We start from the raw sequence: 15,526 nt of genomic DNA on the forward strand, positions 1-15,526 counted from the left end.
CGGGAAGAAGTCGCGCCGGCGCAGCAGGAGATCACCGGTCCCGGCACCGGAAACCTGGCGCAGCTGGAGCTTCAGCGCGGTGAAGGGATAAGGCTGCACCGGCTGGAGCCGTGCCGGATCGATGATCAGCACCCGCTTGTCGGTGACGGCATAGAGGATGCCTGGTGCCGCCCGCGCCGCGCGCCATGGCAGGGTCAGCGCATTCACGCCGAAGGCCGCCACCAGCGTCGCCAGCGGCAGCGCCTCGGTCCGCCACGCGATCCACAGCCCGATCAGCACCAGGGCCAGCCCGCCCGGGCGCCACTTGCGCTCCATCCTGATCAGGGCCGCGGGATCGGGACGGCCGGTCCACAGGACCCGCTCGTCCCCCTCCAGTGACCGGCGGAGGATCCGCTCCGCCGCCTCCGCCGGGCCAGCCGGCCGGTCAGGCAAGCAGTGCCGCCTGCTCGACCGCAGCGTCGCGGGTCACCGGCACGGCCAGCTTGTCCAGCATCTCCTTGGGCACGACCTGCCAGAACCGGCCGAGCTCGACCGGGTAGTCGTGCAGGATCTGCTTGCCGAGCGGGCTGCCCGTGGCGGCCACGTGCTCGCGGATCAGGGCGTGCAGCAGTTCGGCATAGTGGTCGACCTCCACCCGCTGCCAGATCACCATCTCGCCGTTGATCCGGGTCTCCAGCAGGTTCTCAGGATCATAGACGAACGCCATGCCGCCCGACATGCCGGCCGCGAAGTTGTCGCCGGTCTGGCCCAGGATCACCGCGGTGCCGCCGGTCATGTACTCGCAGCCATTGTCGCCGACGCCTTCCACCACGGTGACGGCACCGGAATTGCGCACCGCGAAGCGCTCGCCGGCCATGCCCGAGGCGAACAGCTTGCCGGCGGTGGCGCCGTACAGGCAGGTATTGCCGATGATCACGTTCTGGTGCGGGACCAGCGGCGAGGACACCAGCGGGCGGACCGCGATCGTGCCGCCGGAGAGGCCCTTGCCGACATAGTCGTTGGCGTCGCCGAACACTTCGAGCTTCAGCCCCTGCACGGCGAAGGCGCCCAGCGACTGGCCGGCCGAGCCGCGCAGCCGCACGGTGATGTGGCCTTCGGGCAGCCTGGCCATGCCGTACTTGCGGGTGATGTGCGCCGACAGCCGGGTGCCGACCGCGCGATGCACGTTCCGCACATTGTACTGGAGCTGCATCTTCTCGCCGTCTTCCAGGAGCGGGCGGGCGTCCTTGACCATCCGCGCGTCCAGCGTGTCCGGCACCTCGTTGCGGCCCTCGACCACGCAGTAGCGCGGGTGCGGGCCGGGATCGACATTGGCCAGGATCGGGTTCAGGTCCAGGTCGTCCAGGTCGATCGAGCCGCGGCTGACCTGGCGGAGCAGGTCGGTCCGGCCGATCGCCTCGTTGAGCGAGCGCAGGCCCAGGGACGCCAGCACCTCGCGGGTGTCCTCGGCGATGAAGCTCATCAGGTTGACGATGTGCTCGGGCTTGCCCTCGTACTTGGCGCGCAGGTCGTCGCGCTGGGTGCACACGCCCACCGGGCAGGTGTTGGAGTGGCACTGCCGGACCAGGATGCAGCCGACCGCCACCAGCGACAGCGTGCCGATGCCGAACTCCTCGGCACCCAGCATGGCGGCGATCACGATGTCCCGGCCGGTCTTGAGGCCGCCGTCGGTGCGCAGCGTGACGCGGTGGCGCAGCCGGTTGAGGGTGAGCAGCTGGTTGGTCTCGGACAGGCCCATCTCCCAGGGCGTGCCGGCATACTTGATCGAGGTCTGCGGCGAGGCGCCGGTGCCGCCGACATTGCCCGAGATCAGGATCACGTCGGCCTTGGCCTTGGCGACACCGGCCGCGATCGTGCCGATCCCGGCCTCCGAGACCAGCTTCACGCAGACCTTGGCGTCCGGGTTGATCTGCTTGAGGTCGTAGATGAGCTGGGCCAGGTCCTCGATCGAGTAGATGTCGTGGTGCGGCGGCGGCGAGATCAGGGTCACGCCGGGCGTGGCATGGCGCAGCCGCGCGATCTCGACGGTCACCTTGAAGCCCGGCAGCTGGCCGCCCTCGCCGGGCTTGGCGCCCTGCGCGACCTTGATCTCCAGCTCCTTGGCGGCGTTCAGGTATTCGGCGGTCACGCCGAACCGGCCGGACGCCACCTGCTTGATCGGCGAGTTGGCGTTGTCGCCGTTGGGCCTGGGGGTGAAGCGCTCCTTGCCCTCGCCGCCCTCGCCGGAATCGGCCTTCGCACCGATCCGGTTCATGGCGATGGTCAGCGTCTCGTGCGCCTCAGGGGAGAGCGCGCCCAGCGACATGCCGGGTGTCACGAAGCGCTTGCGGATCTCGGTGATGCTCTCGACCTCGTCCAGCGGGATCGGCTGGGCCTTGGGCGCGAACGCCAAGAGGTCGCGGATCGCCATCGGCTCGTGGTCGTGCAGCATCTCGGTGTAGCGCTTGAACGCCGAGTAGCTGTCGGTCTGGACCGCGTGCTGGAGCTGGTGGATCGCCTTGCCTTCCAGGGCATGCGATTCGCCGCCCCGGCGGTAGCGGTAGAAGCCGCCGATCGGCAGCACCACGGCACCCTCGCCGAACGCGCGCTCATGCATCTCCAGGATGCGCTTGCTGATGCCGGCGAGGCCGATGCCGGAGATGCGCGAGACCATCCCCGGCAGATATTCGCGGCACAGCGAGCGGGACAGGCCGATCGCCTCGAAGTTGCACCCGCCCCGGTAGCTCGAGATGATCGAGATGCCCATCTTGGACATGATCTTGAGCAGGCCCTGGTTGATCGCTTCCTTGAAGCGCGCGAGGCACTCCTGCAGCGTCAGGCCGGGAAACAGGTTGCGGGCATGGCGATCCGCGATCGCCGCCTCGGTGAGATAGGCGTTCACCGCGGTGGCGCCGACGCCGATCAGCACGGCGAAGCAGTGCGTGTCCATGCACTCGCCCGAGCGCACGGTGATCGAGGAGAAGGCGCGCAGCTTCTGGCGCACCAGATGGCTGTGCACGGCACCCACGGCCAGGATCATCGGCATGGGTGCCCGGTCCGGCCCCACGTCCTCGTCGGTCAGGAGCAGGTTCTCGGCACCGCCGCGCACCGCGTCCTCGGCCTCGTGGCGGATCCGCTCCAGCGCCGCCTTCAGCGGCTCCGAACCGTCCGCCGGGAAGGTGCAGTCGATCCGGCGCATCCGCTTCTGGAAATGCTCCTCCAGCGCCAGCAGCTCGGTGGTGGTGATCACCGGGCTTTCGAGCTGCAGGATCGAGGTCTGGCTCGGGTCCTCGTCATAGACGTTGCCGAGATTGCCGAAGCGGGTCTTCAGGCTCATCACCCGCCACTCGCGCAGCGGATCGATCGGCGGGTTGGTGACTTGTGCGAACTGCTGGCGGAAGAAGTGATGGAGACCGCGATACCGCTTGGACAGTACGGCCACCGGACTGTGGTCGCCCATCGAGCCCAGCGCTTCCTTGCCGTCCTGGACCATGGGCGCCAGGATCAGCTCCAGGTCTTCCACGCTCACGCCGAACTGGGCCTGGCGGTGGCGCAGCTCGTCGCGGGAAAAGCTCGCCGGCTGGAAGTCGCGCGCGGCGGCCAGGTCCTCCAGGTTGCGGATGTTCTCCACCCACTTGGAGTAGGGCTTGAGGCCGGCCAGCCAGTCCTTCAGCTCGACGTCGCGGAAGAAGCGGCCGCTGGTGAGGTCGACGCCGATGGTCTCGCCCGGCCCCACCCGGCCCTTCTCGACGATGTTGGCCTCGTCCAGCGGCACCATGCCGGCTTCCGAGCCCACCACCAGCAGGCCGTCGGACGTGCGGGCGTAGCGCATCGGCCGCAGGCCGTTGCGGTCCATGCCGGCGATCGCCCAGCGGCTGTCCGCGGCGACCAATGCGGCCGGCCCGTCCCAGGGCTCCATCACGCAGTTGCAGTAGTTGAACAGGTCGGCATGGGCCTGCGGCATGACGATCTTGTTCGACCAGGCCGGCGGCACCAGCAGGGTCTTGACCAGCGGCAGAACGCGCCCGGCCCGGATCAGCGCCTCGACCACGGCATCCAGCGCCGCGCTGTCCGAGGAGCCGGCCTGGATCAGCGGCTTCACGTCCTCGTTGAACTCGCCGAAGACCTCGGCCTCCATCCGGGTCTCGTGGCTCTTCATCCAGTTGGTGTTGCCACGGACCGTGTTGATCTCGCCGTTATGCGCGATGGTGCGGAACGGCTGGGCCAGGCGCCAGGCCGGCCAGGTGTTGGTCGAGTAGCGCTGGTGGAAGATCGCGAAGGAGGAGACGAACTGCTCGTCCTGCAGGTCCGGATAGAAGACCGACAGGGCCTCGGCCAGGAACAGGCCCTTGTAGATGATCGAGCGGCAGGACAAGGAGCAGATGTAGAACTCGGCGATATGCGCCGCCTGGACCTGCTTCTCGATCCGCCGGCGGATGATGTAGAGGTCGCGCTCGAACCGGTCGGCATCGATGGCGCAGTCCGGATTGCCGACGATGATCTGCTCGATCTCCGGCCGGGTCGCCTGGGCCTTGTCGCCCAGCACCGAGGTGTCGACCGGGACCTGGCGCCAGCCGCGGATCTGGTAGCCGCCGCGGATGATCTCGCTTTCCACGATCGAGCGACAGGTCTCCTGCGCGCCGAAATCGTTGCGCGGCAGGAACACCATGCCGACGCCCAGGCGCTCGTCGACATCGATGCCGACATCGGTGACGTAGCGGCGGAAGAAGGCGTCGGGGATCTGGACATGGATGCCGGCGCCGTCGCCGGTCTTGCCATCGGCGTCCACGGCACCGCGGTGCCAGACCGCCTTCAGCGCCTCGATCGCCTTGGTCACGACCTCGCGGCGCGGCTTGCCGTCGATGGCCGCCACCATGCCGACGCCGCAGGACGAGTGCTCGTCCTCGGGCGTGTACATCCCGCGCTCGATCAGCAGGTCGCGGTTCGCCTCATAGGCCTGGATGAAGGCGGCACCGCGCTCGATCGGCAGCTGGCTCATGACGGAGGCCCCCTTCAGGCGGCTGCGGCGAGCGCGTCGCGCCCGGCCGTGCGGTTCAGCAGAAAGTCGTGCATGGCGGCGGCGGCGTCGCGGCCGTCGCGCACCCCCCAGACCACCAGCGAGGCGCCCCGGACGATGTCGCCGCCGGCGAACACGCCTTCCAGGTTGGTCTGCATGGTGCTCCAGTCGATCGTGATGGTGCCCCAGCGCGAGACCTTGAGCTCCGGCTCGCCGAACATGGCGAGATGGTCCTCGGGATCGAAGCCCAGTGCTGCGATCACCAGGTCGGCAGGCAGGCGGAAACCGGAGTCCGGCACGATCTCCGGGGACTGCCGCCCGGTGGAATCGGGCGCACCCAGGCGCATGCGGATGGCGCGCACCGCCTCGACCCGCTCGTCGCCCAGGAAGGCCTCGGGCGCGGAGAGCCAGACGAACTCCACGCCCTCCTCCTCGGCATGCTTCACCTCGCGCATCGAGCCCGGCATGTTCTCCTTGTCGCGCCGATAGAGGCACTTCACCGAGAGCGCGCCCTGGCGGACCGCGGTGCGCACGCAGTCCATCGCGGTGTCGCCGCCGCCGATCACCACCACATGCTTGCCGGCGGCGTTCAGGCTGCCGTCGTCGAACTCCGGCACCTGGTCGCCCAGGCTCTTGCGGTTGGACGCGGTCAAGTAGCGCAGGGCCGGCACGACGCCGGGCAGGCCGACGCCCGGGACCTGCAGGGCGCGGGCCTTGTAGACGCCGGTGCCGATGAAGATCGCGTCGTGGCGCTGGCGCAGCTCGGCGAAGCCCGGATGACCGGGCGTGCCCACGTCGCAGTTCAGATGGAACCGGACGCCGGCCTGCTCCAGCAGGTCCGCGCGGCGCTGCACCACGTCCTTTTCCAGCTTGAAGCCGGGGATGCCGTACATCAGCAGCCCGCCGACCCGGTCGTAGCGGTCGTAGACGTCGACCTGCCAGCCCTTGCGGCGCAGCTCGAACGCCACGGAATAGCCGGCGGGGCCGGCGCCGATGATGCCGACCGAGCCCGGCCGCTCGCGGCTGGGCCTGGGCGGCTGGACCCAGCCCATCTCGAAGGCCGTGTCGTTGATGTAGCGCTCGACCGTGCCGATCGTGACCGAGTTGAAGCCCTTCTCGATCACGCAGTTGCCTTCGCACAAACGATCCTGCGGGCAGATCCGGCCGCAGATCTCCGGCATGGCGCTGGTGGCCGAGCTCAGCTCGTAGGCCTCCTCGAGCCGCCCTTCGGCGGTCATCCGCAGCCAGTCGGGGATGTTGTTGTGCAGCGGGCAGTGGATCTGGCAGAACGGGATGCCGCACTGCTCGCAGCGCGACGCCTGCTCCGACGCACGCTCCGGCCGGAAGCGGTCATAGATCTCGGCGAAATCCTGGACCCGCTCCTCGACGCTGCGCTTGTGCGGCAGGGTCTGCGGCACGGCAACGAACTGCATCATCTTCGAGGCGGCCATCGCCCTGTCCTTCGCACACGACTTGCCAACGGCGCGGCACGCAGGCGTGCCGCCTTGGAAGCGTCCTAAGCTGAAGGAGGAATCAGGTAAAGTTCAGGCAGCCGGATCGGTCCCGATATGAGACTTATTTCTTCACGCTTCCTTTTCTCATTGAGATGACCGAGCTGATCCGTTCAAAGGCTCCCGGAAGATGGTCTCGCTTCAAGACGATCTGGTCGGAACAGTCCGCACCTGCGCTCGGGCAAACAGCTGGAGGTAGGGCGGACCTGCAATTTCCAGCGGCGTCGGCGGCACGCCCAGCTCCGTCAGGCCCGGCAGATCCGGACTCGCCACGTTGTCGCTGCGCAGCTGCTTCACCTGGTCGACGGTGAGGGGCGGCACCGGCAGGAACTGCAGGATCCGCCCCAGGAACTCGGCCACGCCGAACGGGACGTTGACGATCCGCCGGTTGCGGCCCAGCACCCGCAGCAGCCAGACCAGGATCTCGCGGAAGCTCAGCACCTCCGGCCCGCCGAGCTCATAGGTGGTGCCGGGCCGGCCCGGACCGGCCAGTGCCGCGACGGTCGCCCGGGCGACATCACCGACATAGACCGGCTGGAACCGGGTGCGCCCGCCGCCGATCGCCGGCAGGAACGGCAGGGTGGCCGACATGGCCGCGAACCGGTTGAGGAACTGGTCCTCGGGCCCGAACACCACGGACGGGCGCAGGATCACCGCATCCGGCCGCGCCTGCCGCAGCCCCTGCTCGCCCATCGCCTTGGTGCGGGCATAGATGCTGCGCGAGCCGGGATCGGCGCCGATCGCCGAGATCTGGACGATCTTCGCCCCGGCCGGGGCCAGGCGGCCGATCCGTTCGGGCAGCTGCGCATGGAGCCGCTGGAAGTCGCCGGAGCGGCGCTCATGGAGGATGCCCACCAGATTCACCACCGCGTCGACGCCGGCAAGTGCCCGGGCCAGCTGCTCGTCCTGGCCGAGATCGGTCTCGATCGGGGTCACCTGCCCGACCTGGCCCAGCGGCTTGAGCACCAGGGCCCGGTCGGGGTTCCGGCAGGGCACGCGGACCTGAGCCTCCCGTGCGCAGAGCTGCTGGATCAGATGTCGACCGATGAATCCGGTGCCGCCCGTCACCGCAACCACCATGCCGCGCATCCCGCTCTCCTTACGCACATCGCCCCGACTGGCGCTGTCTAGCCCTGTGCCCCTCGACAGGCAAACGTCCCCGCCCCCCTGCCGCCGGCATCCTGCGGGCACGGTGTTTTCTTGGCGCGGCGGTCGCATGGCGCGGAAATGCGGAAAAGCGCGCTGGCACCCGTTGACGGCCGTCGCGAACTCGCCTACTTCCCGCCCCGCACCGAGTGCCCAGGTGGCGGAATTGGTAGACGCACTAGCTTCAGGTGCTAGCGCTCGCAAGGGCGTGGAGGTTCGAGTCCTCTCCTGGGCACCATTCACTCTTCGCGTTCACGGATCGTTTACCATCTAGGGTCTAGGGTGCTTCCCAGGACCGAAGGATCGGAAACGGTGCGTATGGAATTCCAGCTTCATCAGGGCGACCTGCCGCCGGACTTCGTTGCCGACGGGCCGGTGGCGCTGGATACCGAGACGATGGGGCTGCAGCCGCACCGCGACCGGCTCTGCCTGGTGCAGCTCGCCAAGGCCAATGGCGAGATCCATCTGGTGCGCTTTGCCGACCGCAACTACGCGGCGCCGCGCTTGAGCGCACTCCTGGCCGATCCCGACATCCTCAAGATCTTCCATTTCGCGCGCTTCGACGTGGCCGTGCTCCGGCATTTCCTGGGCGTGGCGGTGACCCCGCTCTGGTGCACCAAGATCGCGTCGAAGCTGGCGCGCACCTACACCGACCGCCACGGCCTGAAGGACCTGAGCCGCGAGCTGCTGGGCGTGGAGCTGCAAAAGCAGGAGCAGAGCTCGGACTGGGGCAACGACCAGCTGAGCGAGGCGCAGCTGCGCTACGCCGCCAGCGACGTCGTGCATCTCCACCGCCTGAAGGAACGGCTGGAGGCGATGCTGCGCCGGGAGGGCCGCCTGCATCTGGCGCAGGCCTGCTTCGGCTTCCTGCCCACCCGGGCGGAACTGGACCTGGCCGGCTTCGCCGAGCAGGACATTCTCGCCCACTGAACCGGCCAGCGGAGCCGCTCATGCCGTCCAAGGCCAGGGTCGCCACCATCGTCGCATCGAAGGCGCAGCCCGTTGCCGGCCCGGAACCGGCCGGTGCCGCCGATCTGGCGGCCGCCCGCGAGGTGCTCACCACCGAAGCCGGGGCACTTCAGGACCTGGCCCAGACGCTCGGCCGCGACTTCCTGGCCGCGTGCGACCTGCTCCAGCGTGCCACGAGCCGGGTGGTGGTCACCGGCATGGGCAAGAGCGGTCATGTGGCGGCGAAGATCGCGGCCACCCTCGCCTCCACCGGGACCCCTGCCCAGTTCGTCCATCCGGCCGAAGCCGCCCATGGCGATCTCGGCATGATCACCCCAAAGGACGCGGTGCTGGCGCTGTCGAACTCCGGGGAGACACCGGAGCTGCACGCGATCCTGGTGCATGCCCGCCGGTTCGGCATCCCGCTGGCCGCCATGGTCGGCCGGGCACCCAGCACGCTCGCCGAGAGCGCGGACGTGGCCCTGGTCCTGCCGGTGGTGGTCGAGGCCTGCCCCTTGGGCCTGGCGCCCACCACCTCCACCACCGCGATGCTGGCGCTGGGCGACGCGCTCGCCGTGGTCCTGCTTGGCCGGCGCGGCTTCTCCAGCCATGCCTTCGCCGAGCTGCATCCGGGCGGCAAGCTCGGTGCCCGGCTCGTGCGCGTGCGCCAGCTGATGCACGAGGGTGCCGATCTGCCGCTCGTCCCGGTCGGCACCCGCATGGCCGACGCCCTGCTGGTGATGACGGAAAAGCGGCTGGGCTGCATCGGCGTGATCGACGGGGACGGCCGGCTGGTCGGCATCGTCACCGATGGCGACCTGCGCCGCAACATGGCCCCCGACCTGCTGGGCCGTTCGGTGGAGGCGCTGATGACCAGCCGCGCCCGGACCATCGCGCCCGACGCGCTGGCGGTGGAAGCCGTTCGCACGATGAACGCCGCCGCGATCACCGTGCTGTTCGTGGTGATGGACGGTCGCCCGGTGGGTGCGCTCCACCTGCACGACTGCCTCAAGGCGGGAGTGGCCTGAGCAGGTGGTCGAGGCTCCTGCAACCGCCCCGCGCGAGCCGGCCCCGAATGGGGGCCAGGCCGCCGCCGGACCGGGCGCGCCGCCCCGCCGGCCCAGGCGCCGCTTTGTCGGCCTGATGCGGCTGGTGCTGCCCGGCATCGCGATCGGCCTGATGGTACTGGTGGTGGCCTGGCCCAAGATCTTCGGCGACGTTGCCGGGATGATCGCACCCTCCGGCCTGTTCGAGGGCATCTCGATCACCGAGCCCATGCGCATGCGCCAGCCCCGCTATGTCGGTGCCGACAGCGAGGGCGGCCGACCCTATGTGGTCGAGGCCGACGAGGCGCAGATCGACCCCAAGGCACCGGACCGGATCGCACTTTCCCACATGCGCGCCAGGATGGAGAGCGTGGATGGCGGGCTGACCCGGCTGGAGTCGCGGGACGCGCTTTATCAGCGCGATATCGAACGACTGGACCTTGCCCACGACGTCAAGCTCTATACGCCGGACGGCATGGAGTTCACCACCGAGCAGGCGACCATCCTCATGGACGAGCGCCGGGCGACGGGCGAGCGGCCGGTCCATGGGACCGGGACCAGGGGAACGATCGACGCGGATGGCTTCGCCATCGAGGAAGGAGGCGATGTGATCCGGTTTGAGGGCAATGTACGGGTCGTGCTGACGCAGGACCGGCCCGCGGGGGAGGCTCCTTGATGAGGCACCGGGCAGCAGCGGCACTCGCGCTCATCGTCTGCCTGCCGGCGGCCATCGCGGCGGCGCAGGAAAGCAACGGCCTGGCGGGCCACGATTCCCGCCAGCCGATCGAGATCACCTCGGACACGCTCACCGTGGAGCAGCCAAAGCAGCTCGCCACGTTTGCCGGCAATGTCGACGCGGTCCAGGGCGACATGAAGCTGCGCGCCGACCGGCTGCTGGTGCACTATGCCCGCAACGACCAGGCCGGCAGCGGCGGAGCCGGCAGCGGGTCTGGCACAGGCGGCGCTGCCCCGGCCGACAACTCGATCCGGATGATCGAAGCGTTCGGTAAGGTGGTGATCACTTCGCCCGCGGAGAGCGCTCAGGGCGATGCCGGCGTCTATGACGTGGTGGCCGGCACGATGCAGCTGACCGGCGACGTGGTCCTGACCCGCGGCGAGAACGTGATCCGCGGCAATCGGCTGGACATGGACCTGAACACCGGCCTGTCGACCGTGTCGGGCGGCAAGCGCAGCGAGCGGGTCCGCGCCGTGTTCACGCCCGAGAACGGGGGCAGCGAGCAGCCGTGAGCCTGGTGTCGCCCGACCTCCTGCCAGCCCAGCAGCGCCACGAGCAGGTGCAGGCCGCCGCACGCCGCGGGAGCGTGGTCTCCGAGCTGTCGGCCTTCAAGATCGGCAAGCAGTATGGCGGCCGCACCGTGCTGCGCGACGTCAGCCTGCGGGTCGGCCGGGGCGAGGCGGTGGGTCTGCTGGGGCCGAACGGTGCCGGCAAGACCACCTCGTTCTACATCCTGACCGGCCTGATCTCGCCGGACTATGGCCAGGTCGTGCTGGACGGCTCGGATGTCACCGACCTGCCGATGTTCCGCCGCGCCCGCCTCGGCGTGGGCTATCTCGCCCAGGAAGCCTCGGTGTTCCGGGGCCTCAGCGTCGAGAACAATCTGCGCGCGGTGCTGGAGCTGGTGGAGCCCAGCCGGCTACGCCGCGAGGAGATGCTGGACGAACTCCTGGCCGAGTTCGGGCTCAGCCATCTGCGCCGCGCCCCGGCACTCGGCCTGTCCGGCGGCGAGCGGCGGCGCGTCGAGATCGCCCGCGCCTTGGCATCACGGCCGGGCTTCATGCTCCTGGATGAACCGCTGGCCGGCATCGACCCGATCAACGTGGCCGAGATCCGCAGTCTGGTGGCGCATCTGAAGGACCGCGGCCTGGGCGTGCTGATCACCGACCACAATGTGCGGGACACGCTGGAGATCATCGACCGTGCCTATATCCTGCACGAGGGGCGCGTGATCATGGAGGGCACGCCGAGTTCGATCGTGGCCGACGAGATGGTCCGCAAGGTCTATCTCGGCGACGACTTCGCCCTGTGAGCCACCGCATCGTGACGGGCGGCTACCCAGGACTGGCAGGGACCAGGCACACGGTGCCTGCCCTCCGCCACCGCCGGGCCCGCTGTGATGGAAAGTGCGGCCGATGAGCGCCGGGATGCGCCTGGAGCTGCGCCAGTCCCAGGGACTGGTGATCACGCCGCAGCTCCAGCAGGCGATCAAGCTCCTGCAGCTGTCCAACCTCGAGCTGGACCAGTTCATCCAGCAGGAGCTGACCGAGAACCCGTTCCTGACCCGCAGTGACGGCGTGTCCGACCGGCAGGGCCAGCCGGCCGGCGAGCAGGAGGCGCCGCTGGACGGAAGGGCGCCCCCCGAACCCGCCGCCGATCCGGCGGATGGCCAGGACTGGCCGGCCGAGACCGGCGAGCCGGACAGGGCGGTGTTGGGTCCGCTCGGGCGCGAACGCCGCTCCAGCGCTGCCGAGGATGACCTGCCGTCGCTGGAGGCGACGCTCAGCCGGCCGGTGAGCCTGCGCGAGCATCTGCTGGCGCAGGTGGCGGCCGATGCCGGCGACCCGGCCATCCGCTTCCTGGCCTTCGCCCTGGTCGAGCGCCTGGATGGTGACGGCTATCTGCGCGAGCCGCTGGAGGACCTGGCCGTGGAGCTGGCCGCGGGCCGGGACGAGCTCCTGCAGGCGCTGCGGATCGTGCAGAACTGCGATCCGGCAGGCGTGGGTGCACGGGATCTGCGGGAGTGCCTGGCGCTGCAGCTCAAGGAGCTCGACCGGCTGGATCCGGCGATGCAGGCACTGCTGGATCATCTGCCCGCCCTGGCCCGGGCCGACTTCACGCTCCTGCTCCGGGTATGCCGAGTCGACCAGGACGACCTGCAGGACATGATCGCGGAGATCCGGGCGCTCAACCCCAGGCCGGGTGCCAGCTTCGATCCGGAACCGGCGCCGGTGGTCTCGCCCGACGTGCACGTCCTGCCGGCCCCCGGTGGCAACTGGCGGGTCGAGGTCGACCCGCGCACCCTGCCGCGGGTGATGGCCGATACCGGCTACTATGCCGAGATCTGCGGCAGCGCCGAGGGCCGCAAGGCGAAGGAATACCTGTCCGAACGCTGGCAGTCGGCGAACTGGCTGGTCAAGGCGCTGGACCAGCGCGCGCGCACCGTGCTGCGGGTCACCAAGGCGATCTTCCAGCGGCAGAAGGGTTTCCTCACCCACGGCCCGTCCCGGCTGCGCCCGCTGGTGCTGCGCGACATCGCCGAGGTGACCGGGCTGCACGAGAGCACGGTGAGCCGGGCCACCAGCGACAAATATGTCGGCACGCCGCGCGGCACCTATCCGCTGAAATATTTCTTCTCGACCGGCCTGCCGTCCGCCGATGGCGAGGGCAGCGTCAGCGCCGAGGCGATCCGCCAGCGGATCCGGCAGATGATCGAGCGGGAAACGCCGGACGACGTGCTGTCCGACGACCGGCTCGTCCTGCTCCTGGAAAAGGAGGGCATGCAGGTCGCCCGCCGGACTGTCGCCAAGTACCGGGAATCGCTGGGCATCGCCTCGTCGCTGCAGCGCCGGCGTGCCAAGGCGCTGCTCCGCTGACCGGGCGCACCCTCCAGCACGGCTCCTGCGTGCAGCTCCATGGCCGGGGCGTGCTGGTGCTGGGCCCGTCGGGCAGCGGCAAGTCCAGCCTGTGCAATTCGTTGGCGGCGATGGGCGGCTGGCTGGTGGCGGACGACGCGGTCGAGCTCGCCAATGAGAGCGGGCGCGTGATCGCGACCTGCCCCTTGGCCATCCGGGGCCAGCTCGAGCTGCGGCGGCTGGGCCTGGCCCGCCTGCCGTGCCGGCATGCCGCAGCGGTCGACCTCGTTGCCGAGCTGACACGCAGTGTTACCATCGAGCGCTTGCCCCCTCCCGCCACCACCGGCATGCTCGGGGTCGTGCTGCCCCTGATCCACATCATGCCGGAAGATCTGAACCGGGCCGCCTCGCTGGTCGCGGCGTCCCTCTTCCGGCTGGTGCGCGAGGTGCCGTGAACCGGATCGTGATCGTCACCGGCATGGCTGGTGCCGGCAGGACCACCGCGCTCAAGGTCCTGGAGGACCTGGGCTTCGAGGCGGTGGACAACCTGCCGATCAATCTCCTGCGCAAGCTGGTCCAGGCACTGGACCCGCTCGAGACCGATGTCGCGATCGGCATCGACCCGCGCTCGCGCACCTTCGACGTGGATGAGCTGATGCCGCGGCTGGAACGGCTGCGCGGCTCCGGCGTGGCCGAGGTCCGCCTCCTGTTCCTGGACTGCGACGACGAGGTGCTGCGCCGGCGCTACAGCGAGACCCGCCGCCGCCACCCGCTGGCGTTCGACCGCTCGCTGGAGGACGGGATCGCGCATGAGCGGCAGATCATGGCCCCGGTGCGCGGGCTGGCCGACCATATCGTCGACACCACGGCGCTCACGGCCGCCGATCTCAAGCGGGTCATCACCGGCCTGTTCGACCCGGCCGAAGGACAGCGCCTGGCGATCCACGTCATGTCCTTCTCGTTCCGCAACGGGCTGCCGCGCGAGGCCGATCTCGTGTTCGACGTGCGCTTCCTGCGCAACCCGCATTACGACGACGTCTTGCGGCCGATGACCGGGCTGGACCGGCCGGTCCAGGACTATGTCGCGAACGACCTGGACTTCTCCTCGTTCATGGAGCGGCTGGTGAACCTGCTCTTGCCCCTGCTCCCGCGCTATCGTGCCGAGGGCAAGTCCTACCTGACCATCGCGATCGGCTGCACCGGCGGCAAGCACCGCTCGGTATTCGTGGCCGAGGCTCTGTCCGCGCGGCTGCGCGATGCCGGCTGGGCGGTGGGCACCCATCACCGCGACATCCCGCGCACCGCGACACCGGCGGCCGTGACCGGGAGCACGCCATGATCGGCCTGGTGATCGTCACTCATGGCCATCTGGCAGACGAGTTCGTCGCCGCCATGGAGCATGTGGTGGGGCCGCAGCCCGATGTGGCGGCGATCTCGATCGAGCCCGACGACGACATCGAGCGGCGCCGGGCCGACATCGTGGCGGCGGTCAAGCAGGTCGACACCGGGAGCGGCGTGATCATGCTGACCGACATGTTCGGCGGCACGCCTTCCAACCTCGCGATCTCCATCACCGACCGGCCACAGGTCGAGGTGATCTGCGGCATCAACCTGCCGATGCTGATCAAGCTCGCCATGGTGCGCGGGACCGAAACGCTGCCGCAGGCGATCCGCAGCGCCCAGGAAGCCGGGCGCAAGTACATACAGGTTGCCAGCCAGATACTGAGTGGCGACAAGAGCTAGGGCAGCAGCAAAGGCAGGTCGAAGGTGGAGAGCGGACTGGCGGTGGAGGTTCGGGTATGCAACGCGCGTGGCCTGCATGCGCGTGCCGCTGCGAAGCTGGTCCGGCTCGCCGATACGTTCGACGCGGTGGTGGTGGTCGGCAAGGACGATACCGAGGTCACCGCCACCTCGATCCTGGGCCTGATGATGCTGGGCGCCGCGCAGGGTGCCACCCTGCGCCTGTCCGCCCGCGGCCAGGAGGCCCGCCAGGCGCTGACGGCCATCGCCGAGCTGATCCAGCGCGGCTTCGACGAATAGCCGGGCCGGCTGCAGACACCCCTGTCGCACATGGCCGGCCGAACCGCCGCTCGATCAGGTTGCGCCGGGCGTACGTCTTGCGGTCGAGTGGATAGGGGATGGTGCGGCTGGCGTTGGCGGGGATCACCGCCTGGATGTGCCGAGCCCGGAGCCAGCTAAGAAGATCGTCGGCATCATAGGCCTTGTCGGCGATGACCCGCCGAGGTGGCGGGACGGCATCGAGCAGCGGGATGGCCATGCCGATGTCG

At 69.4% G+C, this 15,526-nt stretch carries 13 protein-coding genes, 1 tRNA gene and 2 pseudogenes; 11 read left to right on the forward strand and 5 right to left on the reverse strand.

Annotated elements, in window-relative coordinates:
- From VNS22_RS19425 to VNS22_RS19440, 4 genes and pseudogenes are all read right to left on the reverse strand, one after another.
- A pseudogene (locus VNS22_RS19425) lies at positions 1 to 432 on the reverse strand (hypothetical protein); the annotation flags it as partial.
- Positions 425 to 4,978, reverse strand: coding sequence for a glutamate synthase large subunit (gltB, locus tag VNS22_RS19430; protein WP_325735347.1), 4,554 nt, complete (start codon positions 4,976 to 4,978; stop codon positions 425 to 427). The gene gltB and the pseudogene VNS22_RS19425, both read right to left, overlap by 8 nt.
- A 14-nt stretch (positions 4,979 to 4,992) precedes the next feature.
- A complete protein-coding gene (locus tag VNS22_RS19435; protein ID WP_325735349.1) occupies positions 4,993 to 6,447 on the reverse strand; it encodes an NAD(P)-dependent oxidoreductase in 1,455 nt (484 codons plus the stop codon).
- Between the two features lie 201 nt (positions 6,448 to 6,648).
- Positions 6,649 to 7,596, reverse strand: coding sequence for a complex I NDUFA9 subunit family protein (locus tag VNS22_RS19440; protein WP_325735351.1), 948 nt, complete (start codon positions 7,594 to 7,596; stop codon positions 6,649 to 6,651).
- Positions 7,597 to 7,804: 208 nt separating this feature from the next.
- Between VNS22_RS19440 and VNS22_RS19445 the strand changes: the two genes are divergently transcribed.
- The 11 genes from VNS22_RS19445 (at position 7,805) to VNS22_RS19495 (ending at position 15,278) form a co-directional block, all read left to right on the forward strand.
- Positions 7,805 to 7,891: transfer RNA gene (locus VNS22_RS19445), tRNA-Leu, on the forward strand.
- A gap of 80 nt (positions 7,892 to 7,971) precedes the next feature.
- Complete coding sequence (locus VNS22_RS19450) at positions 7,972 to 8,583, forward strand: ribonuclease D (RefSeq protein WP_325735352.1); 612 nt, start codon at positions 7,972 to 7,974, stop codon at positions 8,581 to 8,583.
- 20 nt (positions 8,584 to 8,603) lie between these two features.
- A complete protein-coding gene (locus VNS22_RS19455; RefSeq protein ID WP_325735354.1) occupies positions 8,604 to 9,629 on the forward strand; it encodes a KpsF/GutQ family sugar-phosphate isomerase in 1,026 nt (341 codons plus the stop codon).
- Between the two features lie 4 nt (positions 9,630 to 9,633).
- Positions 9,634 to 10,323: an LPS export ABC transporter periplasmic protein LptC gene (gene lptC, locus VNS22_RS19460; protein WP_325735356.1), complete on the forward strand. Its 690-nt coding sequence runs from the start codon at positions 9,634 to 9,636 to the stop codon at positions 10,321 to 10,323.
- Positions 10,323 to 10,895 (forward strand): lipopolysaccharide transport periplasmic protein LptA, encoded by a 573-nt coding sequence (gene lptA, locus VNS22_RS19465; protein WP_325735358.1) that lies wholly within the window; start codon positions 10,323 to 10,325, stop codon positions 10,893 to 10,895. The genes lptC and lptA overlap by 1 nt, the downstream gene beginning before the upstream one ends.
- Before the next feature lie 74 nt (positions 10,896 to 10,969).
- Positions 10,970 to 11,695: an LPS export ABC transporter ATP-binding protein gene (lptB, locus tag VNS22_RS19470; RefSeq protein ID WP_414653389.1), complete on the forward strand. Its 726-nt coding sequence runs from the start codon at positions 10,970 to 10,972 to the stop codon at positions 11,693 to 11,695.
- Between the two features lie 103 nt (positions 11,696 to 11,798).
- Positions 11,799 to 13,259, forward strand: a complete 1,461-nt coding sequence (gene rpoN, locus VNS22_RS19475; protein WP_325735360.1) for an RNA polymerase factor sigma-54 — start codon at positions 11,799 to 11,801, stop codon at positions 13,257 to 13,259.
- 29 nt (positions 13,260 to 13,288) lie between these two features.
- On the forward strand, positions 13,289 to 13,693 hold the full coding sequence (locus tag VNS22_RS19480; protein ID WP_325735362.1) for a hypothetical protein: 405 nt from the start codon (positions 13,289 to 13,291) through the stop codon (positions 13,691 to 13,693).
- Entirely contained in the window at positions 13,690 to 14,577 is an 888-nt protein-coding gene (gene rapZ, locus VNS22_RS19485; protein WP_325735364.1) for an RNase adapter RapZ, read from the forward strand. Before VNS22_RS19480 ends, rapZ begins: the two co-directional genes overlap by 4 nt.
- Positions 14,574 to 14,981, forward strand: a complete 408-nt coding sequence (locus VNS22_RS19490; protein WP_325735365.1) for a PTS sugar transporter subunit IIA — start codon at positions 14,574 to 14,576, stop codon at positions 14,979 to 14,981. The genes rapZ and VNS22_RS19490 overlap by 4 nt, the downstream gene beginning before the upstream one ends.
- A 24-nt stretch (positions 14,982 to 15,005) precedes the next feature.
- On the forward strand, positions 15,006 to 15,278 hold the full coding sequence (locus tag VNS22_RS19495) for an HPr family phosphocarrier protein (RefSeq protein WP_325735367.1): 273 nt from the start codon (positions 15,006 to 15,008) through the stop codon (positions 15,276 to 15,278).
- Positions 15,279 to 15,315: 37 nt separating this feature from the next.
- Here the strand turns inward: VNS22_RS19495 and VNS22_RS28415 are convergent.
- Positions 15,316 to 15,526, reverse strand: a pseudogene (locus tag VNS22_RS28415) (transposase); the annotation flags it as partial.

It is taken from the genome of Geminicoccus sp., assembly GCF_035556675.1.
Lineage (GTDB): Bacteria > Pseudomonadota > Alphaproteobacteria > Geminicoccales > Geminicoccaceae > Geminicoccus.

What these genes read in the sequence shown, in the direction of transcription:
- VNS22_RS19490 (WP_325735365.1), top strand. Translation starts at nt 14,574, where the DNA reads ATGATCGGCCTGGTGATCGTCACTCATGGCCATCTGGCAGACGAGTTC.
- VNS22_RS19455 (WP_325735354.1), top strand. Translation starts at nt 8,604, where the DNA reads ATGCCGTCCAAGGCCAGGGTCGCCACCATCGTCGCATCGAAGGCGCAG.
- rpoN (WP_325735360.1), top strand. Translation starts at nt 11,799, where the DNA reads ATGAGCGCCGGGATGCGCCTGGAGCTGCGCCAGTCCCAGGGACTGGTG.
- VNS22_RS19450 (WP_325735352.1), top strand. Translation starts at nt 7,972, where the DNA reads ATGGAATTCCAGCTTCATCAGGGCGACCTGCCGCCGGACTTCGTTGCC.
- VNS22_RS19435 (WP_325735349.1), bottom strand. Translation starts at nt 6,447, where the DNA reads ATGGCCGCCTCGAAGATGATGCAGTTCGTTGCCGTGCCGCAGACCCTG.
- VNS22_RS19440 (WP_325735351.1), bottom strand. Translation starts at nt 7,596, where the DNA reads ATGCGCGGCATGGTGGTTGCGGTGACGGGCGGCACCGGATTCATCGGT.
- gltB (WP_325735347.1), bottom strand. Translation starts at nt 4,978, where the DNA reads ATGAGCCAGCTGCCGATCGAGCGCGGTGCCGCCTTCATCCAGGCCTAT.
- lptA (WP_325735358.1), top strand. Translation starts at nt 10,323, where the DNA reads ATGAGGCACCGGGCAGCAGCGGCACTCGCGCTCATCGTCTGCCTGCCG.